The organism is Candidatus Rickettsiella viridis, from assembly GCF_003966755.1.
Classification (GTDB): Bacteria; Pseudomonadota; Gammaproteobacteria; order Diplorickettsiales; family Diplorickettsiaceae; genus Rickettsiella_B; species Rickettsiella_B viridis.
Window position 1 is genome coordinate 1,188,101 of sequence record NZ_AP018005.1, and the last position, 21,877, is coordinate 1,209,977.

Below are 21,877 nucleotides of genomic sequence, written 5' to 3' on the forward strand. Positions count from 1 at the left end.
GAAAGCATTATTAACCACAATGCTAATATGGCCTGATGGACATTAATCACCCCAAACCTTTTTCATCGGCCAAAACCGAAGTCAAAAAACGTAGCAAAAAAGTAGCCTGGCCTGCTTTTGAACTTGCCTTCTTAGATCATGATTTTTTACTACATAAGTCCTTACGATCCGTACGTTTACAACTTGAATTATTAAAACCGGAACTCTCACAACAAAAACTCAAGATCGAATCAACCATCGTGGTTTTTGGTAGTGCCCGAATCCCGGATCATGCAACGGCTAAACAACAACTCAAACGGGCCCAACAAAAACTAAAAACTAAACCCAATAGCCCTACGTATAAAAAAGCCGTGCAAACAGCTAACAAACGACTTAAAAGTGCCAAATATTATCAAGAAGCACAACGCTTTGGCCAGATTGTCTCTGAACGTTGCAAAAAAAATCGACGCCGCCATTTTGTTATTGTAACGGGCGGTGGGCCTGGGATTATGGAAGGCGCTAACCGCGGTGCGCAGGATGTTAAAGCCAAAAGCATTGGTTTAAATATTGTCTTACCACATGAACAAGCACCGAACCCTTACATCTCACCTGAACTTTGTTTTCAATTTCATTATTTTGCTATACGCAAAATGCATTTCTTAATTCGTACACGTGCCTTAGTTTGCTTTCCTGGCGGATATGGTACATTAGATGAATTATTTGAAGCACTGACCCTACTGCAAACAAAAAAAATAAAACCGATTCCACTATTATTATTTGGAAAAAGCTATTGGTCTAAGCTGATTAACTTTAAACTATTAGTCGATGAAGGCATGATATGCTCGAGTGATCTTAAATTATTTCATTATGTAGAATCAGCTGAACAAGCCTGGAAAATCATCGCAAAATTTTACGATTTGCCAATGAAATAACTACATAGACAATCTATTATAATGACCCTGTTGCGCGTTAGTTAGATGGGGATCCTCTTTCTGCTGAAGTTGATCCTTCATTGAAATTTGGCTGCATAAAGGGGATGCCAACAAGCCGTGTGTTATTGATGTTTCACAAAGATGAATGGGTTCTTTACTTAAACTCTCTAATTTATTTTGCTGGCCAACACCAACCCGAGGCAAATATTTAACGCCTATCGCCGTTACAATCGCCGTAGTGAATGCAATGACTAGCAAAACAGGCATTGAACTAAAGAAACAAAAAGATAAAGCCATGCCTAATGACACAATCGAAGCAATCGTAAAAAAATTGAATAATCGTTGTAACCAAACAGGTAGATGGATCCTGTTATCTTCTACTTGTACTTCGGCATCACCTTTTTTTTCAAATGCTTTAATAACCTTGGCGCATTTACCATCTCTTGCAATACTGCGTGGAGTATAGCTAGATCCATCTATTACTGCATTAGCATCAGGATCAGCGCCTGCTGCAAGCAATAATTCGGCAATCGCGGGATATCCACCACTGTCTACAGCAAAATGGAGTGGTGTAAATCCATATTTGTCTGCTGCTTTGGCATCAGCCTTTTCCTTAAGCAATAATTCGACAATCACTGTATACCCACCCTCTGCAGCCGCATGAAGCGCGGTAGAACCAGCTTTCGTTTTCGCATTAACATAAGCATACGCATTAGCATCAGCTCTCTTCTTCCCAAGCAGGAATTGAACCGTATCGGCATGCCCATTCTCTGCAGCCACATAAAGCGGGGTTCGCTTATTGTCTGTTACCACATTGATATCAGCGCCATTTTCAAGCAGTAATTTAATCGTCTCCGTATGCCCTGTCTCTGCTGCACGAAAAAGCCAAGTTACTCCTCCTATCCCTATCATCTTTGCTTTTTCTGCCGTAACCTGATGAATTACCTTACAATTAGAACGCCACTCATCGACAGCTAATTTAGCCTTTGCTAACTGATCACCCGTAGAATAAACAGCCGTACATAAAATAAGTGGTTTGTCATTTGCGGTATTATTGGTAAAAATTTTTCTTATTTTCTTAGCTATATCAACATATTGATCGCTAGAAAATCGCGTCACTGTAGCGTCATTGTCGATAATCCAAGGAAAGCTTGAATTAGCCGCATCATAAGCTAGCATAATCAAATGTTTATCACTCGAAAGTAATAATCCACAACGCGTTTCTTTGTGAACTAGCGTTTCCATCACTTTTTGCAAGGAAGTTAAATAAACCTCCATATCTGTATACGTATAAACACTGGAAAAAGAGGACACCCGATGTATTCCGCCTCGTTTTTCTGCTAATTTACTTTGGGCAATGCGCGCTACGGTAGAAACCTCCGATTGTCTAAGTGTCGTCTTACTATCAGACCATTCAAGGTGTTGACCGGGCGAATGGAAAAGCTTTACTGTCTGTAAATGTGCAAGAATATCCGGATATTTCAGCACACCCTGCTCATCACGTGATTCTAACTCCTGCTTAAGCACTTCATCATCAGCTTGCGAATTTAACTGAGCCATTTTTTCTAAACGTTTAATATAGCTTTGCTGATATTCCGTACCTAAAATAAAAGCTTGTAACGCCACTACCCCACAACCATGACAAGCGCCCTTTTCTTCAGGTTCTAGATCTATAAGGTTCATTAAACGAATAATAATATCTTTCATAGCAAGCTAAGCACGCTTATTTTATAAACCCCTGGAGGAGAAGCCTAAGCTCCTGGAGCCTAAGCCGCCAATTAATGTCGTTTGTGTATTAGCACCATCTATATGCTTATCACGGGCTGCTAGCGTTTCATATTCTTTTATAAATTTCGCTTCGAGCTGTTTTAGCTCAGCTTTAATCGATTTATCCGATAAACGACGGGGATCTTTTAATAAGACTGGTGTCGTCTGGGGGAATAACTTTTCATGCGCCTTAATAATCGCATAACGTTCCTTCCAGTTTGGATCATTGGTATTTAACACTAATATACCAACTCCTTTATTCTCAGGCCCTTCACCTGTCCCTTGGGCTAATTCAAGCATACTTTGTGTTGAGCTTCTAACAAAATCCATATTTTTAATGTTCTTTTTTATAAAAGTGGGACGACCATCCGCATTAACTGAATCAACAGAAAATTCAATCACATGCTCCTTCTTAACCGCTTTATAGGCTAATGTAATTTCACCCTCTTTTTTAAATTTAAATAAGTTGCGGGACGTTTTAACTCTGATAGCCTCAAGTAAGGTGCTACCTGTGTCAAATTCGACAGTAGTGTGTGTACGTTTATAATCCGATAACGCAGCATACGGAGTATTGCCTATTTCAGGTGATAGTTTATTGAAAAACTCCTGACGTGCGCGAGCCAACTCTTCCGGTGTTTTTGTAACTTTTAAACAGTGCGCAGGACTTTCTACTTTAACTATCGCTTGCTTTGGGTCTGGATCGTTTTTATCTATGATAGCACTCAGTGCTTTCTCGAGCATTAATAATGGGGTTATACGTGCAACAATAGCTTCGGTTTGCGAACAAACTCCCTCTATCGATTTAATAGCCTGTTCATAGCTTTTTTTATCTTTAGGAGTTAAACCGCGCTCATTTAACTTTTCTTGAAGTTCTTGTTTTTTCTCAGCAAATTTTCCGTTATTTATCAGCGTTAATATGCTTTCTAGTGAAAGTTTATCCTCTCTAGCGAAGTCACGTATTTCTCGGCTAGTAGCAACATCCTCCATCGTTAAGTGTAGTCGCTCAGCAGAATTTTCAATAAAATCTGCTGTTGCTTGATAATAATTTGCTAAATCTTGCGGGGTTTTATCTTTGTAACTATCAATTTCTTGTTTGGCAAAATCAATAGCTACATTTTCCGCTTGCTTGGCCAAACTATTTGGGTTTATTTGAGTATGAATTAACTTCTCAATCACTTGATCGGGGCATCCTGCCAAAGTACTAATCTCCTCTATGCTTCTTTCTTCTATGAGCGTGGCAGCTAACTGTTGCTTCACTGCTTCCAGAACTGAAGGTTTCAAATTATAAAGTTTCTGTTTTAACTGCTTGTCAGTCAATCGATTGAGCAAATAACCTTCTTCAGCCAGTTTATCTATTAATATCGGTTTTGCATAATCGACGAGGGCTTTGCTTACTTGAGCACAATCAATTTTGTCAAAAACTCGATCTATAATCGCTTGTTTTGCCTGCTTATCTTTCTCATGCGCTTCTTGTTTTGCCTGTTTACCTTTCTCTTTAGCTTCCAGTTCAGTGAGTGTTTTTTCGACAGCCGCGTTGATGGCATCTTTATTCTCAGCAAAATAATCACTAATTTGAGATCTAGCTTGTTGCTCATTCAATGAATTAGCCTGACGTATTTCAAGCACTCTGTCTCTTAATGCGCTTACGAATGGTTTCGTAGCTGGGCTTTGCATGGTTTTCTTAGCTAATGTGTTTGCATCTATCGCTAGGCTGAGCGCACCTTGTCGATTAGCTATTATCTCCTGAGCTGCTCGTTCAAAAACCTGATGAGTTTTAGCAGCTGCTGCTTGAAAATGATTTAAATAAACTTGAGCATGTGCTACAGCTGTTTCCTCTGCTAACCCTTTGAGCGTTGTTGATCTATTACACTCTATGCTCAACAATGCCTCCATCGCCGCATTATTTTCCAACTTGTTCAGCGTTGCTAGGGATCTGCTATTTAATCTACGACGTAATTGTTCTTTAAAAATTGCTAAATCTTTATCAGATAACCCTACCTGTTCGTCTAAATTCTGTAACGCCATTACTACATGAGAAGGATTGATAACTGCGCTATCGCCAGCACTCTGAAGCTTTTCCAAGAAAGCGCTTCGTGCTATTTCAAGTAATTTGCTATTAACAACCTGCAGAGTAAGTGACTCAAGTATTTGATCAATTTTTTGCACTTTAGCTGTCTTAAACTGCGCAAGCGTATCGCTAACTATACCTTCAACTTGATCTGGATGGATGTCCGCATTTGTTCCAGATAAAACAATTTTTATTACGTCATCTAAATCTTGATCTGTCAAAGATAGACTCGGATCCGTTTTTTTCATTTCTTCAAGTTTTTTCTTAACTATCTTTGCAATCAATGGTTCATGCTTGTCTTCCTCTGTGAGACTCGGCGTAGAAGTACTCGAACTGTTCATGCCGCTAGCCCCACTATCAAAATGACTGCTAACGGAATTTTTTCTACCGAAAGGGGTTAACTCTATAAATTCAGGACTCCCTAGTTTAAGTTGATCCTGCAAGCTTCTTCCTGGCTCTGTTTCTGCGAACTCTTCTGCACCATATTTATTGGAAGCGTCTGACAATCTAAACATTTTTCTTTTTAATGGCATACTTGGTTTTCCCTTTAAGTTCTCACGATCCGTGGAATATGGTCGTTTTTGTGTTTTCTCTGGCGCTAATCCCCCCATGCTTTGATGGCTAAGCACGGGGTTATCTGCGCCTAAATTTTCCTTGGTGTTCTGCAAATTTCTTTGTTGTTCCTTTAAGCGCAATAGCTGCCTATCTTTCTCTGCAAGAGCACCACGTAGCGCTACAACTTTAGCTTGCTCTTGTTGAAGCGCTGTTTGACTCCCTTCAAACGCGTCTTGAAGTTGTTTAACTTGCGATTTAGCTTGCTGCAGTGCTTCTTCCTTCGCTTTAGCGTCAGCTTCCGCTTTAACATTGGCCTCATTTGCTCGTTCAAGTTCTGCTATTAATCTTTGGTTGGTAGCTTGCGCTTGCTGAAGATTGTCTTGTAATCCTCCAAGCTGGTCAGCTAACTTTATTTTTTTATCTTTAAGTTCTTTTATTTCATCTTCTAAAGACTTTAATGTTGTTTGCTTAGCGTCAAGCTGTGCATGAAGCCCTCTTTCAATTCCATACGCTTTATTAAGTTGTCTTTCTTGTTCGGTAATTTTAGCTTGCGTTTGTTGAAAACTATTTTGTAATCTTTGAATTTGTTGTTCTAAACTATCCTTTTCTACTTGAGCTTTTTGAACAGCCTCTTGAGCTTGTTTAAGCACATCTCCCTTAGCTTTAGCATCAGCTTCCGCTTTAACTTTATCTGCATTCGCCTGAGCAAATGCTTCATTCGCTTCCTGAAGCTGTCTTTCTTGCTTTATAGCATTAACTTTAGCTTGACCAACCCCCTCTTGAGCTTGTTCAAGCGTTGTTTGTAATGTTTTAACTCGCTGTTTTAATATAACATTAAATCCAGTTAGATTTTCTATTTGAGCATCTTTTTCAAAGATATTTTCTTCTAACTCTGACTGTTTTTGCTCTGCTTTTACTCTAGCTTGATCAACTTGTTCAAGCTTAGTTTGTAATCCTTTGATTGCTTTTTCTGATTGTTCAGCCTCTAATTTAGCTTGTTGAAACATTTGTTGACTTTTTCCAAACGCAAACTCATCAGCTAAACTTAAAGATGCTCCCTCCCCAATCTGGCTTCTTACTATTGTTGGGCTTGTATTCATATCATCCAAATCATTTTGTAAATGATTTATTTTACGCGCCAAATCATCCCGTTCAGACTGTAAACTTTCATTTTGTTTTTTAAGTTCACTTAGCTCTAACAGCATCGGGTTATCAACAACGTTATTTATTAATGGCTTATTTTTATCCTTTTTATCTGCCGCTGGGCTCTCGTTACGCAATATTTCTATATTATCCTTCTGTTCTGCTATGGTTTTTTTTGCGTCTACAAGCGCCGTCGTAAGTACTCGATTTTCACTTTCAGATGTTTCAAATTGTTCCTCAAGTGCACTCTTCTCTGCTTGAGTCCTTTGAAGTTCCTCTTGAGTTCGTGTTAACTGATCGTCTTGAACTTTAATCCGTTTTCTTTGTTGTTGTATTTCACGCTCAAGCTCCGCTGTATTAGCATCAGACTCTTCAGCTAAACGTTTATTTTGTAATCGACTTTCTGTTACTTGAGACTTTAATTGATCATTTTCGTCTTGGAGTACATGCATTTCACTCTGTAAACCTACTTCCTTAGCCTGAAATACTTCTTGTTGCGCTAATAGCTTATCTTCTGTTGCTAGCAACTCTTTAGAAAGTACATCTACTTTAGCCGCTAATTCTTCAATGCGTTTTTCTGATACAACCTTCTCTGCTCGAGCTTTTTGCAAATCTCTATCCATTAATTCAATTTGTTTTTCAAAAGAAGACTGTTTTTTACCTGCATTTTGCAAATGATTTTTTAGCTCTTGCTTTTCAGTCTCTAGGTTTGTAATACTTCTTTCTAACCTAGCCTTCTCTGTGCTTAACTTTCCTATCTCGCTATCTCTTTGAGCAACCTGTTTCCTAAACTCCGCTACATCGTCAGCAGTTGCTACGGCTAGTTCTTTTGCAGCTATCAATTGCTGTTGTGTTTCTTCGAACTGAGTCTTAAATTGTTCTACATTAGCTTGACTTTCTTTTAACTGACTTTCTAAATCTGCTTTCTGAGATTTAGCTTCAGCTAGTTTTCTCTCAAGATTCTGTTGTGACGCTTGTTGAAGTGTATCCTGATCTTTTAGGCGCCCTTCCAAATTTGATATCTGGGTATTTTTTTCCCTAAGCGCATTCTCAAGATCTGACTGTTTATTTACATGCTTTTGGATCTCATGGTTAATATTTCTCAGCTCTTCTTTTAGTCCTTGATAAAATGCTTGTAATTGCTTGTAGTTCTGTTCTAAAGCACTGTATCCACTTTCACTTTGCTCTAATGCTTCTCTTACGCTGAACAATTCTTCTACTAATCCGTCGCGTTCCTTTATCCACTTATTTCCAGTAAGGCGTTTAGTTTCAGCACTATTCTGTACAGCCGCATCTGCTTGATTAGATAATACTTCCACCCTTGCTTTCAGTAGCGATATATCTGAATTTGCTTCAGTAAGTTTAGCTTCGAGTGCTTGCTTATCCTGTTTTAGTGCTTGATTTTCCTGCTCTAAACCCGCATTCCCTGCACTAAACTCATCAACGCTTTTTTGCATTTTTGCAAATTGCGCGCGCTGCTGACTAGCCTGTCCCTTTAGTTGCGTTATTTCTTCAAATAAGCGTTGCTCATTCTGATCAAAGTCATCCGCTAAAGACTCTCGACTGCTCACCTCTTGTTTTATTCTATCGATTAGATAGGTATTTTCTTTTTGTTTCTCCTCTATCTGACTCTTTAAATCGCTAATCTCGTCTAAAAGCCGTGCAGAAGTAGTTCTAAAAAGTTCTTCGGCACCGGCTTGCACCAAAGCAATAAGATCAGTTTGCAATTGATTTTGTAGTGTCTGTAAATCATGGTTCTCTTCTTCTAGAAGTCTGACTCTTTCTGTCAAACTAGCTAATCTTTCTTGATCTTCCATAGAAGGGGCAGAAAGAGGCTGTGGTTTATTTTCTTGCTGAGCTTTTAACAGATCTTCTAACGCTAATATTCTTTGACTTAAGGCTGTATTTTCTCGCGCTAAGTTTTCAATTCGCTGCTCAGCTTCAACGTTTTTATTCGCTTGAGCTTGCTTTAAATTCGTAGTTAGCTGTTCAATTTTATCTAACAGCACTTGAGTATTAGTGCGCATTTGTTCCAGCTCGTTTTGTTTTGCTGTAACCTGATCACTCACTGCATCTACATGCGCTTGATATCTTTGCTGCTTATGTAATCCCTCTTCTTTTTGCGCTATTCCTATATTTTGCAAAATTTTCTTGCTCTGCTCTAAGAGCATCTTTAATGTTATTAAAACTCTCTTGTAGCTTAGATAAAGCTTCTGTCGCTTCAGAAGCACTCTTCTTAACGGCTTCAAGCTCGCTTGCCTGCACTTTAAGTTGTTCTTCTATCCCTGTTTTAGCATCAAGATTTTCTGTATTTTTAGTTTCTAAGCTGTTAATTGTTAGCTCTAGCTTATCCTTCTCTGCCATTAGATCGACTATCTGGCTATCTCTTTGATCAATGTCCCTCCTAAAATTCTCAATATCGCCAGCCAGATCAAAGAGTTGCTTTCTTGCGGCCTCAAGCTGATCTTGCATCGTATGAAGCTCCCTATTTTTAACATACGCTTCTGTCTGAGTTTCTTCGGTCATGGTGCCCATCTCTTTAGTAAGAGGCAACATAGTCTCTGATGAAGTAGCAGCGGTATCGCTGTGAGTATTGTCTTCTACTTGGCTACTAGGACCCGCTGTTAACTCTGATATGTCTGTTACTTGCGCTGAATTTTTAGTAAATGCTTCTGGTTTTTCTTGAGCTTGGCTTTGCTGGGGGACGTTAGATGTTGTCGCAATAGCTTGATTAACACCGCTAGATAATACGAGCTTCTCTTTTTGTTGCTGAGCAGCTTGTGCAAATGCATTCACTGCCCCTTGAAGATCCGCGCTATCTTTATTAACTAATTGTTTCAACTGTTGAATGTAGCCTTCAATTTTTTGATAGTTATCTTTAATTATTTTCTGAATAGTGGTTTCGATTTTTTGTATTTTTAATTTATCCGGACGCTGTCCCTTTTTTTTACATTCGAGCATATATCCGTTAAGTTTTTTTAGCGGCTCTGCAAGGTTGTTTTCAATATCTTTAACTATCGCTCGCATCTCAAAAAGAACGCTCTTCATCTCACCCCGTTCTTGAGAAGATTGTTTTCCTCTTGTATCGGCTACGGCGCGTTCCAGTTTTGTAATTTCACTCTTAATAGGAGTAAGATCGGCTTTTATAGCGCTTGGCCCGTTTACCTTTGCTATTCCTACAGGAGCATTTGGTTTACGGTTATTATCTGGACCCATTATCGCTACCTCTCTAACTAAAGACTTCTGACCAGTCACCATAACAAAGAAGTCTTAAAGATAACTTAAGTCATCAAAACTCACTTTTACCCTTAGTTATGGCCCCATTGATGATGACTGGAATCTTTATTTCCACGCTTAGAAAACCCCTCAGGAAAAGCGGTCAGATGAGCCCTAGGCGATATTTATCCCTAGGATCATGAACAAAGGTAGAAGTCCAAAAGTACCCTATTTGCCGTAGGGTATAAATTTATGGATTAAAGCCATTAAATTAAAGAAAGAGAGTTTAATGTATTTTTAATATATCCTTTGTATAATAAGGTAGATTAAAAAAAAGAGGAGACAATCAAATGACCACACCAACGGCTCGTATGCCCTATTACTTAGCCCCTGCTAACGCTAATCCCATTTTTAATAATATTCATTTTTCTTTAAAAGCACTCCAAGCATCTGAATTTGATGTCTCTTCCTACTTTAATGAGAACTTCAAAAATAGCATTCTGGATGAGTTAGGTGAATTACCCGCAGCGAACAGAAGTGAGGTTAATAGCTTTTTGGCACAAAATATTAATGATGATACTGATTATAAAGCATTTCTCAAATCTATTGATGAGCTCAAAACACTTAACGATAAAGCCCTGTTAAGTAATCCAAATGCAGCGGCATCCTTAATCGATAATGCCGAAGAAAAATTTCAAGCTTTTCTTAAACAACAGAAGTTAAAATTTGATCAAGCGTTTACTGGTATCCCCGCAGAAAAGAGAGAAAAGCTATGGTCAAACTATGAAAAGAAACTATCATCCTTCATTTATCAGCCTGTTGCCGATTTTGCTAAACAGGTCGATCCTGACCATTTATTGACTCAAGCCATGCGCTACTATGTTCACAAGGTAATGAATAATAAAGATGCGAACTATGCAGATTTGCAAACAGGTTTAGATCAGACAGAGTTTACACCGCGTCCGCAATTTATAGATAGTGATAATAGGATCATTACCACAGAATATGACAAAGATGGCAATATAACATCGCTGCGTGTTCACCCTTATAATGGCAATGTCGGTGATGCACTTGCTATTTTTCTTGCATCCCTTAAAGAGGGTCAAAAAATACCGCCTATTAAGATTGTATGCCCCCTTTCAAACGCTGATATCTTAAAAGCGGAAATGAATATTGGGCCATCGCTCCTCATCATTTTATTGGCACATACAATTGTTAAGCATATACAACAAGGAATGCAAAGAAAACAAATTTTAAATGCCGCTGTTGAAAAAGGTATTCCTTTAAAACATATCTCACTCGAAGATAACCGTGGCAAACCTATTCCTATTTTCAAAGAGAATAATTGGCTTGAAGATCTTGTAGGTGTTCAATCTTCTCAATATAAACTTACAGAATCCCAGAAAAAATTTCAAGAGACATTTCTGGACAATCTTCCGACGATGACGCCTTCAAGATAAGTATACTATTTAATTTATGTTCGCCAGGGAAGGTGAATTAAATAGAAAAAATAGGTAAATGGCTATTTTTTTGAATACGTTCTATGTTTTCTTGACACTTATAGTCTTTATCACTGGGACTAAAATGTGTTTTTATCCCTGCTTGTTTACATCGCAGCCACGCAAATCGTTTTGCGGGTACTGAGCCTGAAAACATTACTTTTTTAGCCCCTCTCTCAATTAAGCAGTCAATCATGTAATTAATTGTTTTAAGTAAAGGGCCTGTGGAATAACCGCCGTAGTTTTTTCCCACCGAGGTAATTAAGCCATCACCAAAATCTAAAACTTTCCAACCTTCTTTTAAACGAATAATTTGAGGAACGTTTTCAGAAGAGCCCGCTGTTCCTGTTCCTTCTTCATCTGACGCCTCTGATGGCAAATTCGGCTCAAGTTGATAGATAGAAAAACTAGACCATAAACATAATAGATACTTAAAAGTCTTGTCTCCTTTAGGTCCTTCCTTAACAAACAAAGCATCGAGCTCACTCAATGCTTTGTTAAGTAAAAAATCGGCTGAATCTACTGTAATAAGACCGCCATCTTGGCTATCAGAAACTAAATCCTCATGTTCCAAAGAAAGTTCAGATTGACTCTTCATACCATGTTCTCAAATGATTTTCTCTCCCAGTTACTCATTACCAGCGCTACCTGTGGGTGAAACAGTCGTACCTTTATCCTTATTTGCTTTATTAGCTTGCATTTGCTTGCCAATACTACGCATATCCGAAACACCCTGTTGCATTCCCGATTGAACGGCTTGTGAACCTGCCTGACCTATTTCACGCATATTACTGTCTACACTGCCGCGAATTTGATTCAACATACCTTCTTCCGGTGTATTTTCAGCTTGCGCACCTATCCAACGCATCACTTTATTGGGCACTTCATAAATCATGCCAAAACTACGATTAACCAGCGCTAAAATCACGCTAGTATAAATAATCATCAACGTAGTCTGTGATACAAGGCCTAAAATATCACCATGAAGCCAATCTTGTCCCAAGCCCCCCATAAAACGTAAGGCAATACTAAAGCCTTGATTTAACAAAGAAATAGAAACGTAAGACAAAATAATCCCGAAAATAAATCCAAATACCATTAGCATAGGCCTCAGAAAGACGCTAGCCAATAACATAACCGCTTGTTCCGCTTTACCTAAGAAATCATGTCCTTCTGGATGAGTAATACCTAATGCGACCAGGGGTGCCGCCATGACTGATTCCAAAACAATCACAAACCATGTCACCGCACCAAAGGTAAATAATATAAAAGGGATCAAGGGCACGTAATAAGCTAAGGTCGCCCCCAAGCTTAAATTAATCATCAGCCAAAAGGTAAATATCGGCATGAATAAACCAATGAAACCAAACAAAGCACCCAATACAGCAATAATAGGACCTGCGGGTGCAAAAAACGAAACCGCCGCTCCAGTTACACCACCTAGTACCACTACCGCTGTGACAATAACAAAGAAACTTATCCACACGCTCTCTACTAAATGAACTAAATCATCGCCAATACTGGACAAGGTTAAAATAGGATCCGCTCCACTATTATCTAAACCCTTTTGAAGTTTCTTTTGAAATTCATCAACCGACTGAAAAGTACTTCCTAGGAACTGACGCAATAAACCATTGGTTCCGCTTACATCACCACCCGTTGAAGGAAACAATTGATTACCTCCACTTGTGTTGCCAGCCTTCGTGGTTTCATTTTGAATATAATCATCGATAACACCGTTTTTAGTCGGCAGATTATTCTTTAGATTATCTAGAATGATTGGATTATTAATGTCTTTGAAAACACTACTATCGTAGTCAGGGCTAAAAGTCGGTGTAATCTGATCCTTAATCACCGATAAATCGTTTATTTTACGTAAACTTTCGTTAAGCTTGGCCATTTGGTAATAATAGCTTCCTGCTAATATCCAACCCGTATCTTTTGCATCTTTAATAAAGTCTTTGAGGTTTGTATCTGCACCTGCTTTCAAAGCTCTCAACGCTGGCTTAACAATCGCAAAATAATCCGCCGAGGTATAAACTAAAGAATTGCTGACCAAAAGAGGATCGTCTTTTTTCAAAGTAACCTTAGAAACTTGATCGTCATACGCTGGCGCTAATTTATTAGCAATACCTTTAGCCATTGAATTCATATCTAAAGTCATCTGCCTAACACCAATACTCGCGCTGTCGTTAGCGGTTAAATTAGCCGGATTAGCCACTTGAGCATTATCAGCTTTACCAATGAAGTCCCAGCTGACTGAACCACAAGCACCTTGATATTTGGCGAAAGTTCCATCCATTTTCCCTGGAAAAGTAATAAACCCACCCTTATCTTTGGTGTAATCTATAAGTTTGCCTGTGTTACTTCCATTAGGCCCTTTACCTGTCACGGATAAAGAAGAAGCAAAATCAGGTACTTCTATTCCTTTACCTTTATATTGACGAACTAACCCATTATAAAGCGTGTACATACATACTTCTGATTTGAGAATATCACCCGATTTAGTCACTAAAAAGGTATTATCAGCCGACTTTCCTGCCCCCGATCCTCCTGAAGCGAGTCCTTGTACAGGCTCTATGACTGTACCATTACGATTCATATAATCTAAAGCAACATTCCATACCTGATCAGCAGCACCTACACCTTGTACCACTACCCACATCACTAGAATCTGGATAAAAGAATAACCGGTTGCTTTAGGCAATAATAAACCAACACCAGAAACCATCCGCAAAGGTACCCATATCGAAGACCATTTTTGTCCTAAAAATTCACCTTGGTGAGCCGTATTTAAGATGGATATAAATAAGGCGTAGGTCAATAAAACAGAAGCCATCACTAATATGGCTGCGTTAAAAGAACCTAACATCGTTCCTAAAATTTGACTGCCTGTTCCATGCAATACACCATCCACAACACCAAAAATAGTCGCTAAATAAGAAACCGATAAGTCACTGGCTGGTGGCGCTAAACTGTCAGCCAAAAGCAAACTAGGAAATAAACCAATAAATAAACTGACTAGAATTTTTTTCATGATGTTTTTTTTCTATTAAGAAAGTAAGCGTTGAACCAGTCGCGAAAAGTACAACCTAATCGCCGGTGTTTAATCTGAAAAACCCAAAAATGATAACGAAAAACTTGGGTTAGAATAACCAAACTCAGTCCTATACAAGGAAAAAATCCACGTAGGGCATGTTCAGATAAGAGATGAATACTATAAGCGACACATATCAGAAGAAGGGTTATCCATATCCACATCAAACGCCTAAATTCTTTTAGTCGCTGTACTAAATCTGCTTCAGTGAGTTTAAGCCGAAGTAAGGCGGCTTCAAAAGACTCTTCGGTGGTTGCTTGTTCAGGAACAAAAAGCTTTTTCGCAAAAGAAAAGAATTCACGATTGGTTTTCGCAAGCTGGCGATAACCAATCCATTTAGGAACATCGACTAAAGGCTTTATTATTTTTTTTATACCGCCAAAAAAGCTCACGTAATACTCCGTAGTTTATTAGATTTCTTGTATTCTCTTCGCACTTGAGTTTTCGATTGTATTATCGAAAACTCAAGTGCCGTGAGTATAAAACTAAGTGGGTTGCCCATTTTTTAGCGCCATTATCACACTTGGCAAACTGACTGCTATGTAAAACTCGGCAAAAACTTATTTGCTTATACTATTATGCTTGTCTAAAACATGCAAATAGTTTAATAAGCTAGTTAATTTTAATTAAATACCTCTGCAAAACGACTGTGTTAGCAACTTAGGTTTGATTTGTGTGCCATTCCGTTGGATAATCACAGCGTAGACGCTATTTACCGGGTCTATAAAAGTAAAACAAGAGTAAAATTATGCCTGATTTAAGCCACAAAGGCTCACACCTGTACTGGAAACAGTATCAAGACCCGATGATCTATCGCGTCCTAAGCTTTATGGAAAGCGTTGAGCAATGGACCAAAGACGGCGACCCTTCCCTAGAAGCAGCGCTTACGCAATTAGGACAAGAGATTGATGAACTTGATAAAGTTGATCTCGATAAACTAGGACGCCAAGCATTATTTATTCGCCTAGGTAATCATTTAGGCATGTCACGTACCCTACGTTTATTACAAGCACTCGATACCTCGCACCCTGGCTCCGCGGCTAAGTTATTGATTCATGCCGAAGAAACCAGTGACAATCCAGAAGACGAAGCCGGTCTATTTTTACGTCGAAATATCGCCTTTGAGCGTTTACGATTGCTCGCACGGGTTTTTTCACAGGATCGACTTGGTCTAGTTTTAAAAGCATTAGAAGGTGAATGATGATAAAAATACAAATGCTAGTGTTATCCACTGTGTTTAGTCTTTTAGCGATGCCTTTGTTTGCCTATGCGGACAACAAACAGGATCCCTTACAACGTTATAGGGATGAAATCAAACGTATGGAAGCAAATGCTTCGCAAACAGTACTCGATCAACTCAAAGCAAATGAATCAAGTAGCCCTTCAAACACAATGCCTAGTCAAGCTGCCCCCACGCCGCTTCCGCAACCCCCTGTTTCAAACAGTGCTAGAGCTTTTTCTCCGCCTACTACTGCAACACAAAACGGTGCTATGCCAACCAATAACCAACCCCACACGAATGACGGCAATCCCTGGTTAAAACCAAATCCCTGGGAAGCGCAAGCACATGTTAATCCCTGGGCAAATGCACCTATTCCCAGCGCGGGCAGCACCACGCCAGCTAATAACTTCACACCACCACCGGCTCCGCCGAATATATTCGCGCCACCTCAGCCTGCAGTGAGCACACCGAATAAAACAACTAACAATAATACAAACCATTAAACCCTGCACAGGAATTTTTTTATGTCAGTAAAATCAATAATAAAAACCACTTTTTTAAGCGCCACACTTGCTACTCTGGGTATAAGCACTCCGATGCTTAGCTATGCAGACACTCCCACTCCTCCCGCTGATTCTGGCACACAAAACCTAGTTGCCGGTTTTGGATCTGCTGCAATACAAAGTAAGCTAATGAACACAGCGCCTGAAGGAAATGACATTACGACCTTCACAGGTACTGCACAAGCGGCTTATTTGCTTTCACCCAACTCACCGCTAGTTGGGCCACTCACAAAAAATCTATTAGGCCAACTAGCGAATCTAGGAAAAGATAACGCAAACGATGCGCTATCTTTTATATGGAACCCTAATGCAAAAAAAGTAGATCCCAATTTAGCAAAAGACCCCATCAAATCGGTTGATGTTAATAGCCTACTCCAGCCTATGACCTACAATGATCTAGAAGCAACCCAAGCTAAAAATGTTATCGATGCATTAAGTGGCTCATTGTCACCGCTGAATACGGTTAATTTTAATCAACTCATCGCTAATTTAAGTGGTAATAAAGATACTAATTTAAAAGCCACACTGAATCAAAAAGAAAACCAAGATTATCTTGCCGCCTTACGTAGTTATATTGCTACACAAACGGTTGCCTTAGGTAATCTTTATCAAATCTATGCAGAACGCCAAGCGATTGACACCAATGGGCTTAGCCCGCAGCTAAAGGATGCAGTCAAGGTAGTTGCAGGACAAACAACAAAAGGGCAAGTTAGTGCGCTACAACTTGAAAACTTCATGGCAACACGCCGTATTCTTGATAAAAGTTGGTACGACAATTTAATTAAAGAAAATCCTGCAACATTACAACGTGAACAAGTTCAATTGCTAGCTGAAAACTTAGCAGAAAGTTACCGAACACGGATGACAACAGAACGTTTACTCGCTACTATGTCAGTCTTGGTATTAGAATTAAACCAACAAATTCGTGTTCAACTACAAAATCAAATACAAACTATTAGTAATCCTCCACAAAAATAGGGGATGTGCTGTACCACGAGATGGACTTTAAAAAAAAGTATTCTTTATTGGATTCTATTGATACGCCGAAGCAGTTGCGCACATTAGATGCGTCGCAACTGCTTCAATTAGCAATTGAACTCAGAATTTTTCTTATCGAAACCCTAAATCAGTGCGGTGGTCATTTTGCGGCTAATTTAGGTACTGTTGAACTAGCTATTGCCTTGCATACGGTTTTTAATACCCCTGATGATGATTTGGTCTGGGACGTTGGGCACCAAGCTTATCCTCATAAAATTCTTACCGGTCGGCGTGGTCAGTTAGCGACCATTCGTAAAACGCATGGTTTAGCGCCGTTTCCTTCACGGCAAGAAAGTGAATTTGATAGTTTTGGCGTTGGTCATTCGAGCACCTCGATTAGCGCGGCTTTGGGCATGAGCATGGCGGCTAAGCAACAAAAAACCGGGCATAAATCCATTGCTGTCATTGGTGATGGTGCAATGACGGCGGGAATTGCTTTTGAAGCCTTAAATCATGCGGGCGATATTCACGCTGATTTACTAGTGGTACTGAATGATAATGATATGTCCATTTCAAATAACGTGGGCGCTTTATCTAATTACTTTGCCCGCATCTTATCCAGTAAACTCTATACGAGTGTTAGAGAAGGTAGTAAAAAAGTTCTGGAGGCAATACCGACGGTACGTGAATTTGCTAAACGTACCGAAGAACATGTAAAAGGCATGTTAATCCCAGGTACCTTGTTTGAAGAATTAGGATTTAACTATATTGGACCACTTGATGGCCACGATCTCCCACTTTTAATCAACACCCTAAACAATTTACGCCAATTGTCTGGACCTCAACTCTTGCATGTTGTCACGACAAAAGGAAAAGGTTTTCCAGCGGCCGAAGCTGATCCCATCGCCTACCACGCCGTCAGCCCAAACTTTTTAACTAAACCAACAACCATTCCTTCAAAAACAAAACCACTCACTTACTCTAATGTCTTTGGTCAATGGATCTGTGACATGGCCGTACGGGATGAACGTTTAATTGCGATTACGCCCGCTATGCGCGAAGGATCCGATCTGGTTGAATTTTCAAAATGCTATCCCGATCGATATTACGATGTGGGTATTGCCGAACAACATGCGGTTACCTTTGCTGCCGGGCTTGCCTGCAAAGGACAAAAACCCATTGTGGCTATCTACTCTACTTTTTTACAACGCGCTTATGATCAACTGATTCATGATGTAGCACTACAAAACTTACCGGTACTTTTTGCGATTGATAGAGCAGGCATTGTAGGCGGTGATGGAGCCACTCACCAAGGTTGTTTTGATCTATCGTATCTTCGTTGCATTCCTAATCTCACGATTATGACACCCAGCGACGAAAATGAATTATATCAAATGCTTTATAGCGGTTTTCAACAATCCACGCCCTGTGCTATCCGTTATCCACGAGGATGCGGCCCTGGTGTTGCTATCAACAAAGCGATGGTCATGATTCCTCAAGGAAAAGCCGAAATTAAACGCGTAGGTCAAACGATTGCTTTATTAGTTTTTGGCGCATTATTACAACCGGCGTTTACTGTCGCAGAAAAACTGAATGCAACCGTTGTTAGCATGCGCTTTGTTAAACCCTTAGATACTGAATTACTTAGTCAATTAGCGAATACGCATACTTTATTCGTCACACTAGAAGAAAATGTGATTGCTGGGGGTGCTGGCAGCGCGGTTGGCGAATACTGTCATCAGCAACAATTGAACTGCGATCTACTCTCTCTAGGGTTACCCGACACCTTCATAGAACACGGCGACCCGGGAGAATCATTATCCCAAGCTGGCCTAGATAAAGCCGGAATCCTGGCGGCTATCGAACAGCGACTAGGGTATGCTGTCATTAAGCGAGGATGAGCAAAAAAGTGAGTGTTTTCGAGTATCGTAACGGAGCATACTTGATGTATGTGAGTAACGAAACACAGAAAACACTCACTTTGTGGCCATCATCGTGCCAAATGACGGCATACCCTAGCGAAGGTGCCTACTTTTTAGTAGAGTGGGGTCATTTTTCGGTAAGTAATTACTTATTTGGCTACTATACCTAGATTGCCACGCGCTTCGCCCTCGCAATAACGAGCCTTTTTCTACATAACGATTTTTAATTATGATCGCAAAACTTTTAAGTAAATTTATTCCTAGCCGCAACCAGCGTCTTCTACAAGAATGTCAAAAAACCATAGTGGCAATTAATCACTTAGAACCTAATCTACAGGCTTTATCTGATACTGAATTACAAGCTAAAACCGCCGAATTTAAAAGCCGCCTAAGCGATGGCTGTGCTTTAGACGAACTATTGGTAGAAGCCTTTGCGGTGGTTCGAGAAGCGAGCCGGCGCGTGCTTGGCATGCGCCACTTTGATGTGCAATTAATTGGCGGCATGGTATTACACAGCGGTAAAATTGCTGAAATGCGTACGGGTGAAGGTAAAACCTTAGTCGCCACGCTGCCTGCTTATTTAAATGCCTTAAGTGGCAACGGTGTGCATATCGTTACTGTGAATGATTATCTAGCTAAACGCGATGCGCAGTGGATGAATCCGCTTTATACTTTCCTGGGATTAAGTACTGGCGTTATCGTCTCTGATTTGCCATTACCTGAAAGACAAGCTGCCTATGCGGCCGATATTGTTTATGGAACCAATAATGAGTTTGGCTTTGATTATCTACGTGATAACATGGCTTTTTCTTTAGCTGAAAAATCACAGCGCATTTTAAATTTTGCTATTGTTGATGAGGTCGATTCTATTTTGATCGACGAGGCACGCACACCCTTAATTATTTCCGGCGCTAGCGAAGAAAGCTCTGAGCTTTACATTAAAGTGAATCAACTCATTCCATCACTCACTTTACGAAAAGAAGAAACGGGGCCCGGTGATTTTTATCTGGATGAAAAAACCAAACAAGTCCATTTAACAGAAGAAGGCCACCAGAACCTAGAACATCTTTTAGTAAAGCAAGGTTTGCTGAATGAAGGAGAAAATCTTTACCATCTCAATAACATTGGTTTAATGCAGCATGTTAACGCAGCCTTGCGTGCACATTATTTATTTCAACGTGACGTTGATTATATTGTACAAAATAATCAAGTGGTTATTGTTGATGAACATACTGGCCGTTTAATGACCGGACGGCGCTGGTCAGATGGGCTACATCAAGCCGTAGAAGCCAAAGAAAAAGCAGACATCCAAAACGAAAATCAAACCTTAGCTTCGATCACCTTTCAAAACTATTTTCGTCTTTATCATAAATTAGCGGGAATGACTGGCACAGCTGATACAGAAGCGTATGAATTCCAACAAATCTATCATTTAGAAGTGGTTGTTATCCCTACCCACTTACCTATTTCTCGCCAAGATTTACCGGATCAAATCTACCTCACTACTGAAGAAAAGTTTGCCTCTATTATTGATGACATTAAAGCGTGTAGAGAACGCAAACAACCGGTACTGGTAGGAACCGCCTCCATAGAAACCTCCGAATACCTCTCACGTTTGTTGGATAAAGCAAAAATTCCACATCAAGTGCTCAATGCTAAGTTTCATGAGAAAGAAGCACAAATTATTGCCGAAGCGGGTCGTCCGGGCACGGTCACGATTGCAACCAATATGGCAGGACGAGGAACTGATATAGTTTTAGGCGGTAATCTCAAAGCAGAACTTGCCAATTTACCTGCCAATACCTCGGATGAAGAAATAGAACAACATAAAATCGAATGGCAAAAACGCCATGATGAAGTGATTGCTGCCGGCGGATTACATATTATTGGTAGTGAACGACATGAATCGCGTCGTATTGATAATCAGTTACGTGGTCGTGCAGGACGCCAAGGCGACCCTGGCTCTTCTCGCTTCTACTTATCATTACACGATAATCTGATGCGCATCTTTGCATCGGATCGTGTTGCGATTATCATGCAAAAATTAGGCATGCAAGCTGGCGAATCCATTGAGCATCGCTGGATTACACGTGCCATTGAGAATGCTCAACGCAAAGTAGAAGGCCGTAATTTTGATATTCGTAAGCAATTATTAGAATTTGATAATGTCGCTAACGAACAGCGTAAAGTCATTTATGAACAACGTAATGAGTTATTGGCAACCGAAGATATTTCGCCCATTATCAAAAATTTATGGCCCGATGTACTTAGTGCGACCATTGATCAATTCATTCCACCACAAAGTCTAGAAGAGCAATGGGATATCCCCGGCTTAGAAAGTCGATTGCTACAAGATTTTGCGCTGGGATTACCGTTACAAACCTGGTTAAACGATACAAACTGCACTGAAGAAGACTTACGCCAAAAAATAGTGACCGCTGCAGAAATAGCGTATACAGAAAAAGAAAAACAAGTGGGCACCGCCACTTTACACCAGATCGAAAAAACATTGATGTTGCAAACACTGGATAATTTATGGAAAGACCATCTCGCTGCCATGGATCATTTACGCCAAGGCATCCATTTGCGGGGTTATGCACAAAAGAATCCAAAGCAAGAATACAAACGTGAGTCTTTTGCCCTTTTTGCTTCACTCCTAGATCAGTTAAAATATCAAGTCATTAGCTTGTTGAGCTGCCTACAAATACAAACCGCTGAAGATGCAGAACGCTTAGAAGCGCAACGTAGACAACAAATGCCACAGTTACTTGATTTCCAACATCCTAACTCCATCAATACCAGCACTGAGAGTGATGATTTGGAAAATACTAAACAGCCTTCTACTCAACGTAATCTGATTAAAACCGGTAGAAATGAAGCATGCCCTTGCGGTTCAGGGAAAAAATATAAACATTGTCATGGACAATTAAACTAAT

13 protein-coding genes are annotated in these 21,877 nt (G+C 39.8%); 7 read left to right on the forward strand and 6 right to left on the reverse strand.

The genetic code is table 11. The features are described from left to right. The first annotated feature begins 35 nt into the window (after window positions 1-35). Window positions 36-911, forward strand: coding sequence for an LOG family protein (locus DMP02_RS05455; protein WP_126323105.1), 876 nt, complete (start codon window positions 36-38; stop codon window positions 909-911). Here the strand turns inward: DMP02_RS05455 and DMP02_RS05460 are convergent, their stop codons facing one another. Genes DMP02_RS05460 through DMP02_RS05470 form a run of 3 tightly spaced genes read right to left on the reverse strand, consistent with a single transcriptional unit; the run spans window position 912 to window position 9,660 of the window. After that, a complete protein-coding gene (locus DMP02_RS05460; protein WP_126323107.1) occupies window positions 912-2,618 on the reverse strand; it encodes an ankyrin repeat domain-containing protein in 1,707 nt (568 codons plus the stop codon). 21 nt (window positions 2,619-2,639) lie between these two features. After that, the gene (locus tag DMP02_RS05465; protein ID WP_145985131.1) at window positions 2,640-8,588 is read right to left on the reverse strand and encodes a coiled-coil domain-containing protein; all 5,949 of its coding nucleotides are present in this window, start codon (window positions 8,586-8,588) and stop codon (window positions 2,640-2,642) included. Beyond that, the gene (locus DMP02_RS05470; RefSeq protein WP_126323110.1) at window positions 8,545-9,660 is read right to left on the reverse strand and encodes a hypothetical protein; all 1,116 of its coding nucleotides are present in this window, start codon (window positions 9,658-9,660) and stop codon (window positions 8,545-8,547) included. The genes DMP02_RS05465 and DMP02_RS05470 overlap by 44 nt, the downstream gene beginning before the upstream one ends. A gap of 350 nt (window positions 9,661-10,010) precedes the next feature. Between DMP02_RS05470 and DMP02_RS05475 the strand changes: the two genes are divergently transcribed. Then, window positions 10,011-11,120: a hypothetical protein gene (locus DMP02_RS05475; RefSeq protein WP_126323112.1), complete on the forward strand. Its 1,110-nt coding sequence runs from the start codon at window positions 10,011-10,013 to the stop codon at window positions 11,118-11,120. Between the two features lie 37 nt (window positions 11,121-11,157). Here DMP02_RS05475 and DMP02_RS05480 read toward each other — a convergent pair whose 3' ends face one another. Genes DMP02_RS05480 through icmV form a run of 3 tightly spaced genes read right to left on the reverse strand, consistent with a single transcriptional unit; the run spans window position 11,158 to window position 14,648 of the window. Next, on the reverse strand, window positions 11,158-11,757 hold the full coding sequence (locus DMP02_RS05480; protein WP_126323114.1) for a hypothetical protein: 600 nt from the start codon (window positions 11,755-11,757) through the stop codon (window positions 11,158-11,160). Between the two features lie 30 nt (window positions 11,758-11,787). Beyond that, entirely contained in the window at window positions 11,788-14,196 is a 2,409-nt protein-coding gene (gene dotA / locus DMP02_RS05485; protein WP_126323116.1) for a type IVB secretion system protein DotA, read from the reverse strand. Beyond that, window positions 14,193-14,648 (reverse strand): type IVB secretion system protein IcmV, encoded by a 456-nt coding sequence (icmV, locus tag DMP02_RS05490; protein ID WP_126323118.1) that lies wholly within the window; start codon window positions 14,646-14,648, stop codon window positions 14,193-14,195. Before icmV ends, dotA begins: the two co-directional genes overlap by 4 nt. A 356-nt stretch (window positions 14,649-15,004) precedes the next feature. On the opposite strand from icmV, the gene icmW reads away from it, so the two are divergent. The 5 genes from icmW (at window position 15,005) to secA (ending at window position 21,876) form a co-directional block, all read left to right on the forward strand. Continuing rightward, complete coding sequence (gene icmW / locus DMP02_RS05495; RefSeq protein ID WP_126323120.1) at window positions 15,005-15,457, forward strand: type IVB secretion system protein IcmW; 453 nt, start codon at window positions 15,005-15,007, stop codon at window positions 15,455-15,457. Next, window positions 15,454-15,981 carry a hypothetical protein gene (locus DMP02_RS05500; protein ID WP_145985132.1) on the forward strand — a complete coding sequence of 176 codons (528 nt, stop codon included), beginning with the start codon at window positions 15,454-15,456 and terminating at the stop codon, window positions 15,979-15,981. Before icmW ends, DMP02_RS05500 begins: the two co-directional genes overlap by 4 nt. A 21-nt stretch (window positions 15,982-16,002) precedes the next feature. Continuing rightward, entirely contained in the window at window positions 16,003-17,019 is a 1,017-nt protein-coding gene (locus DMP02_RS05505; RefSeq protein WP_126323124.1) for a hypothetical protein, read from the forward strand. A gap of 20 nt (window positions 17,020-17,039) precedes the next feature. Then, window positions 17,040-18,920 (forward strand): 1-deoxy-D-xylulose-5-phosphate synthase, encoded by a 1,881-nt coding sequence (gene dxs / locus DMP02_RS05510; RefSeq protein ID WP_126323126.1) that lies wholly within the window; start codon window positions 17,040-17,042, stop codon window positions 18,918-18,920. 250 nt (window positions 18,921-19,170) lie between these two features. Then, window positions 19,171-21,876: a preprotein translocase subunit SecA gene (gene secA / locus DMP02_RS05515; protein ID WP_126323128.1), complete on the forward strand. Its 2,706-nt coding sequence runs from the start codon at window positions 19,171-19,173 to the stop codon at window positions 21,874-21,876. The last annotated feature ends 1 nt before the right edge of the window (window position 21,877 follow it).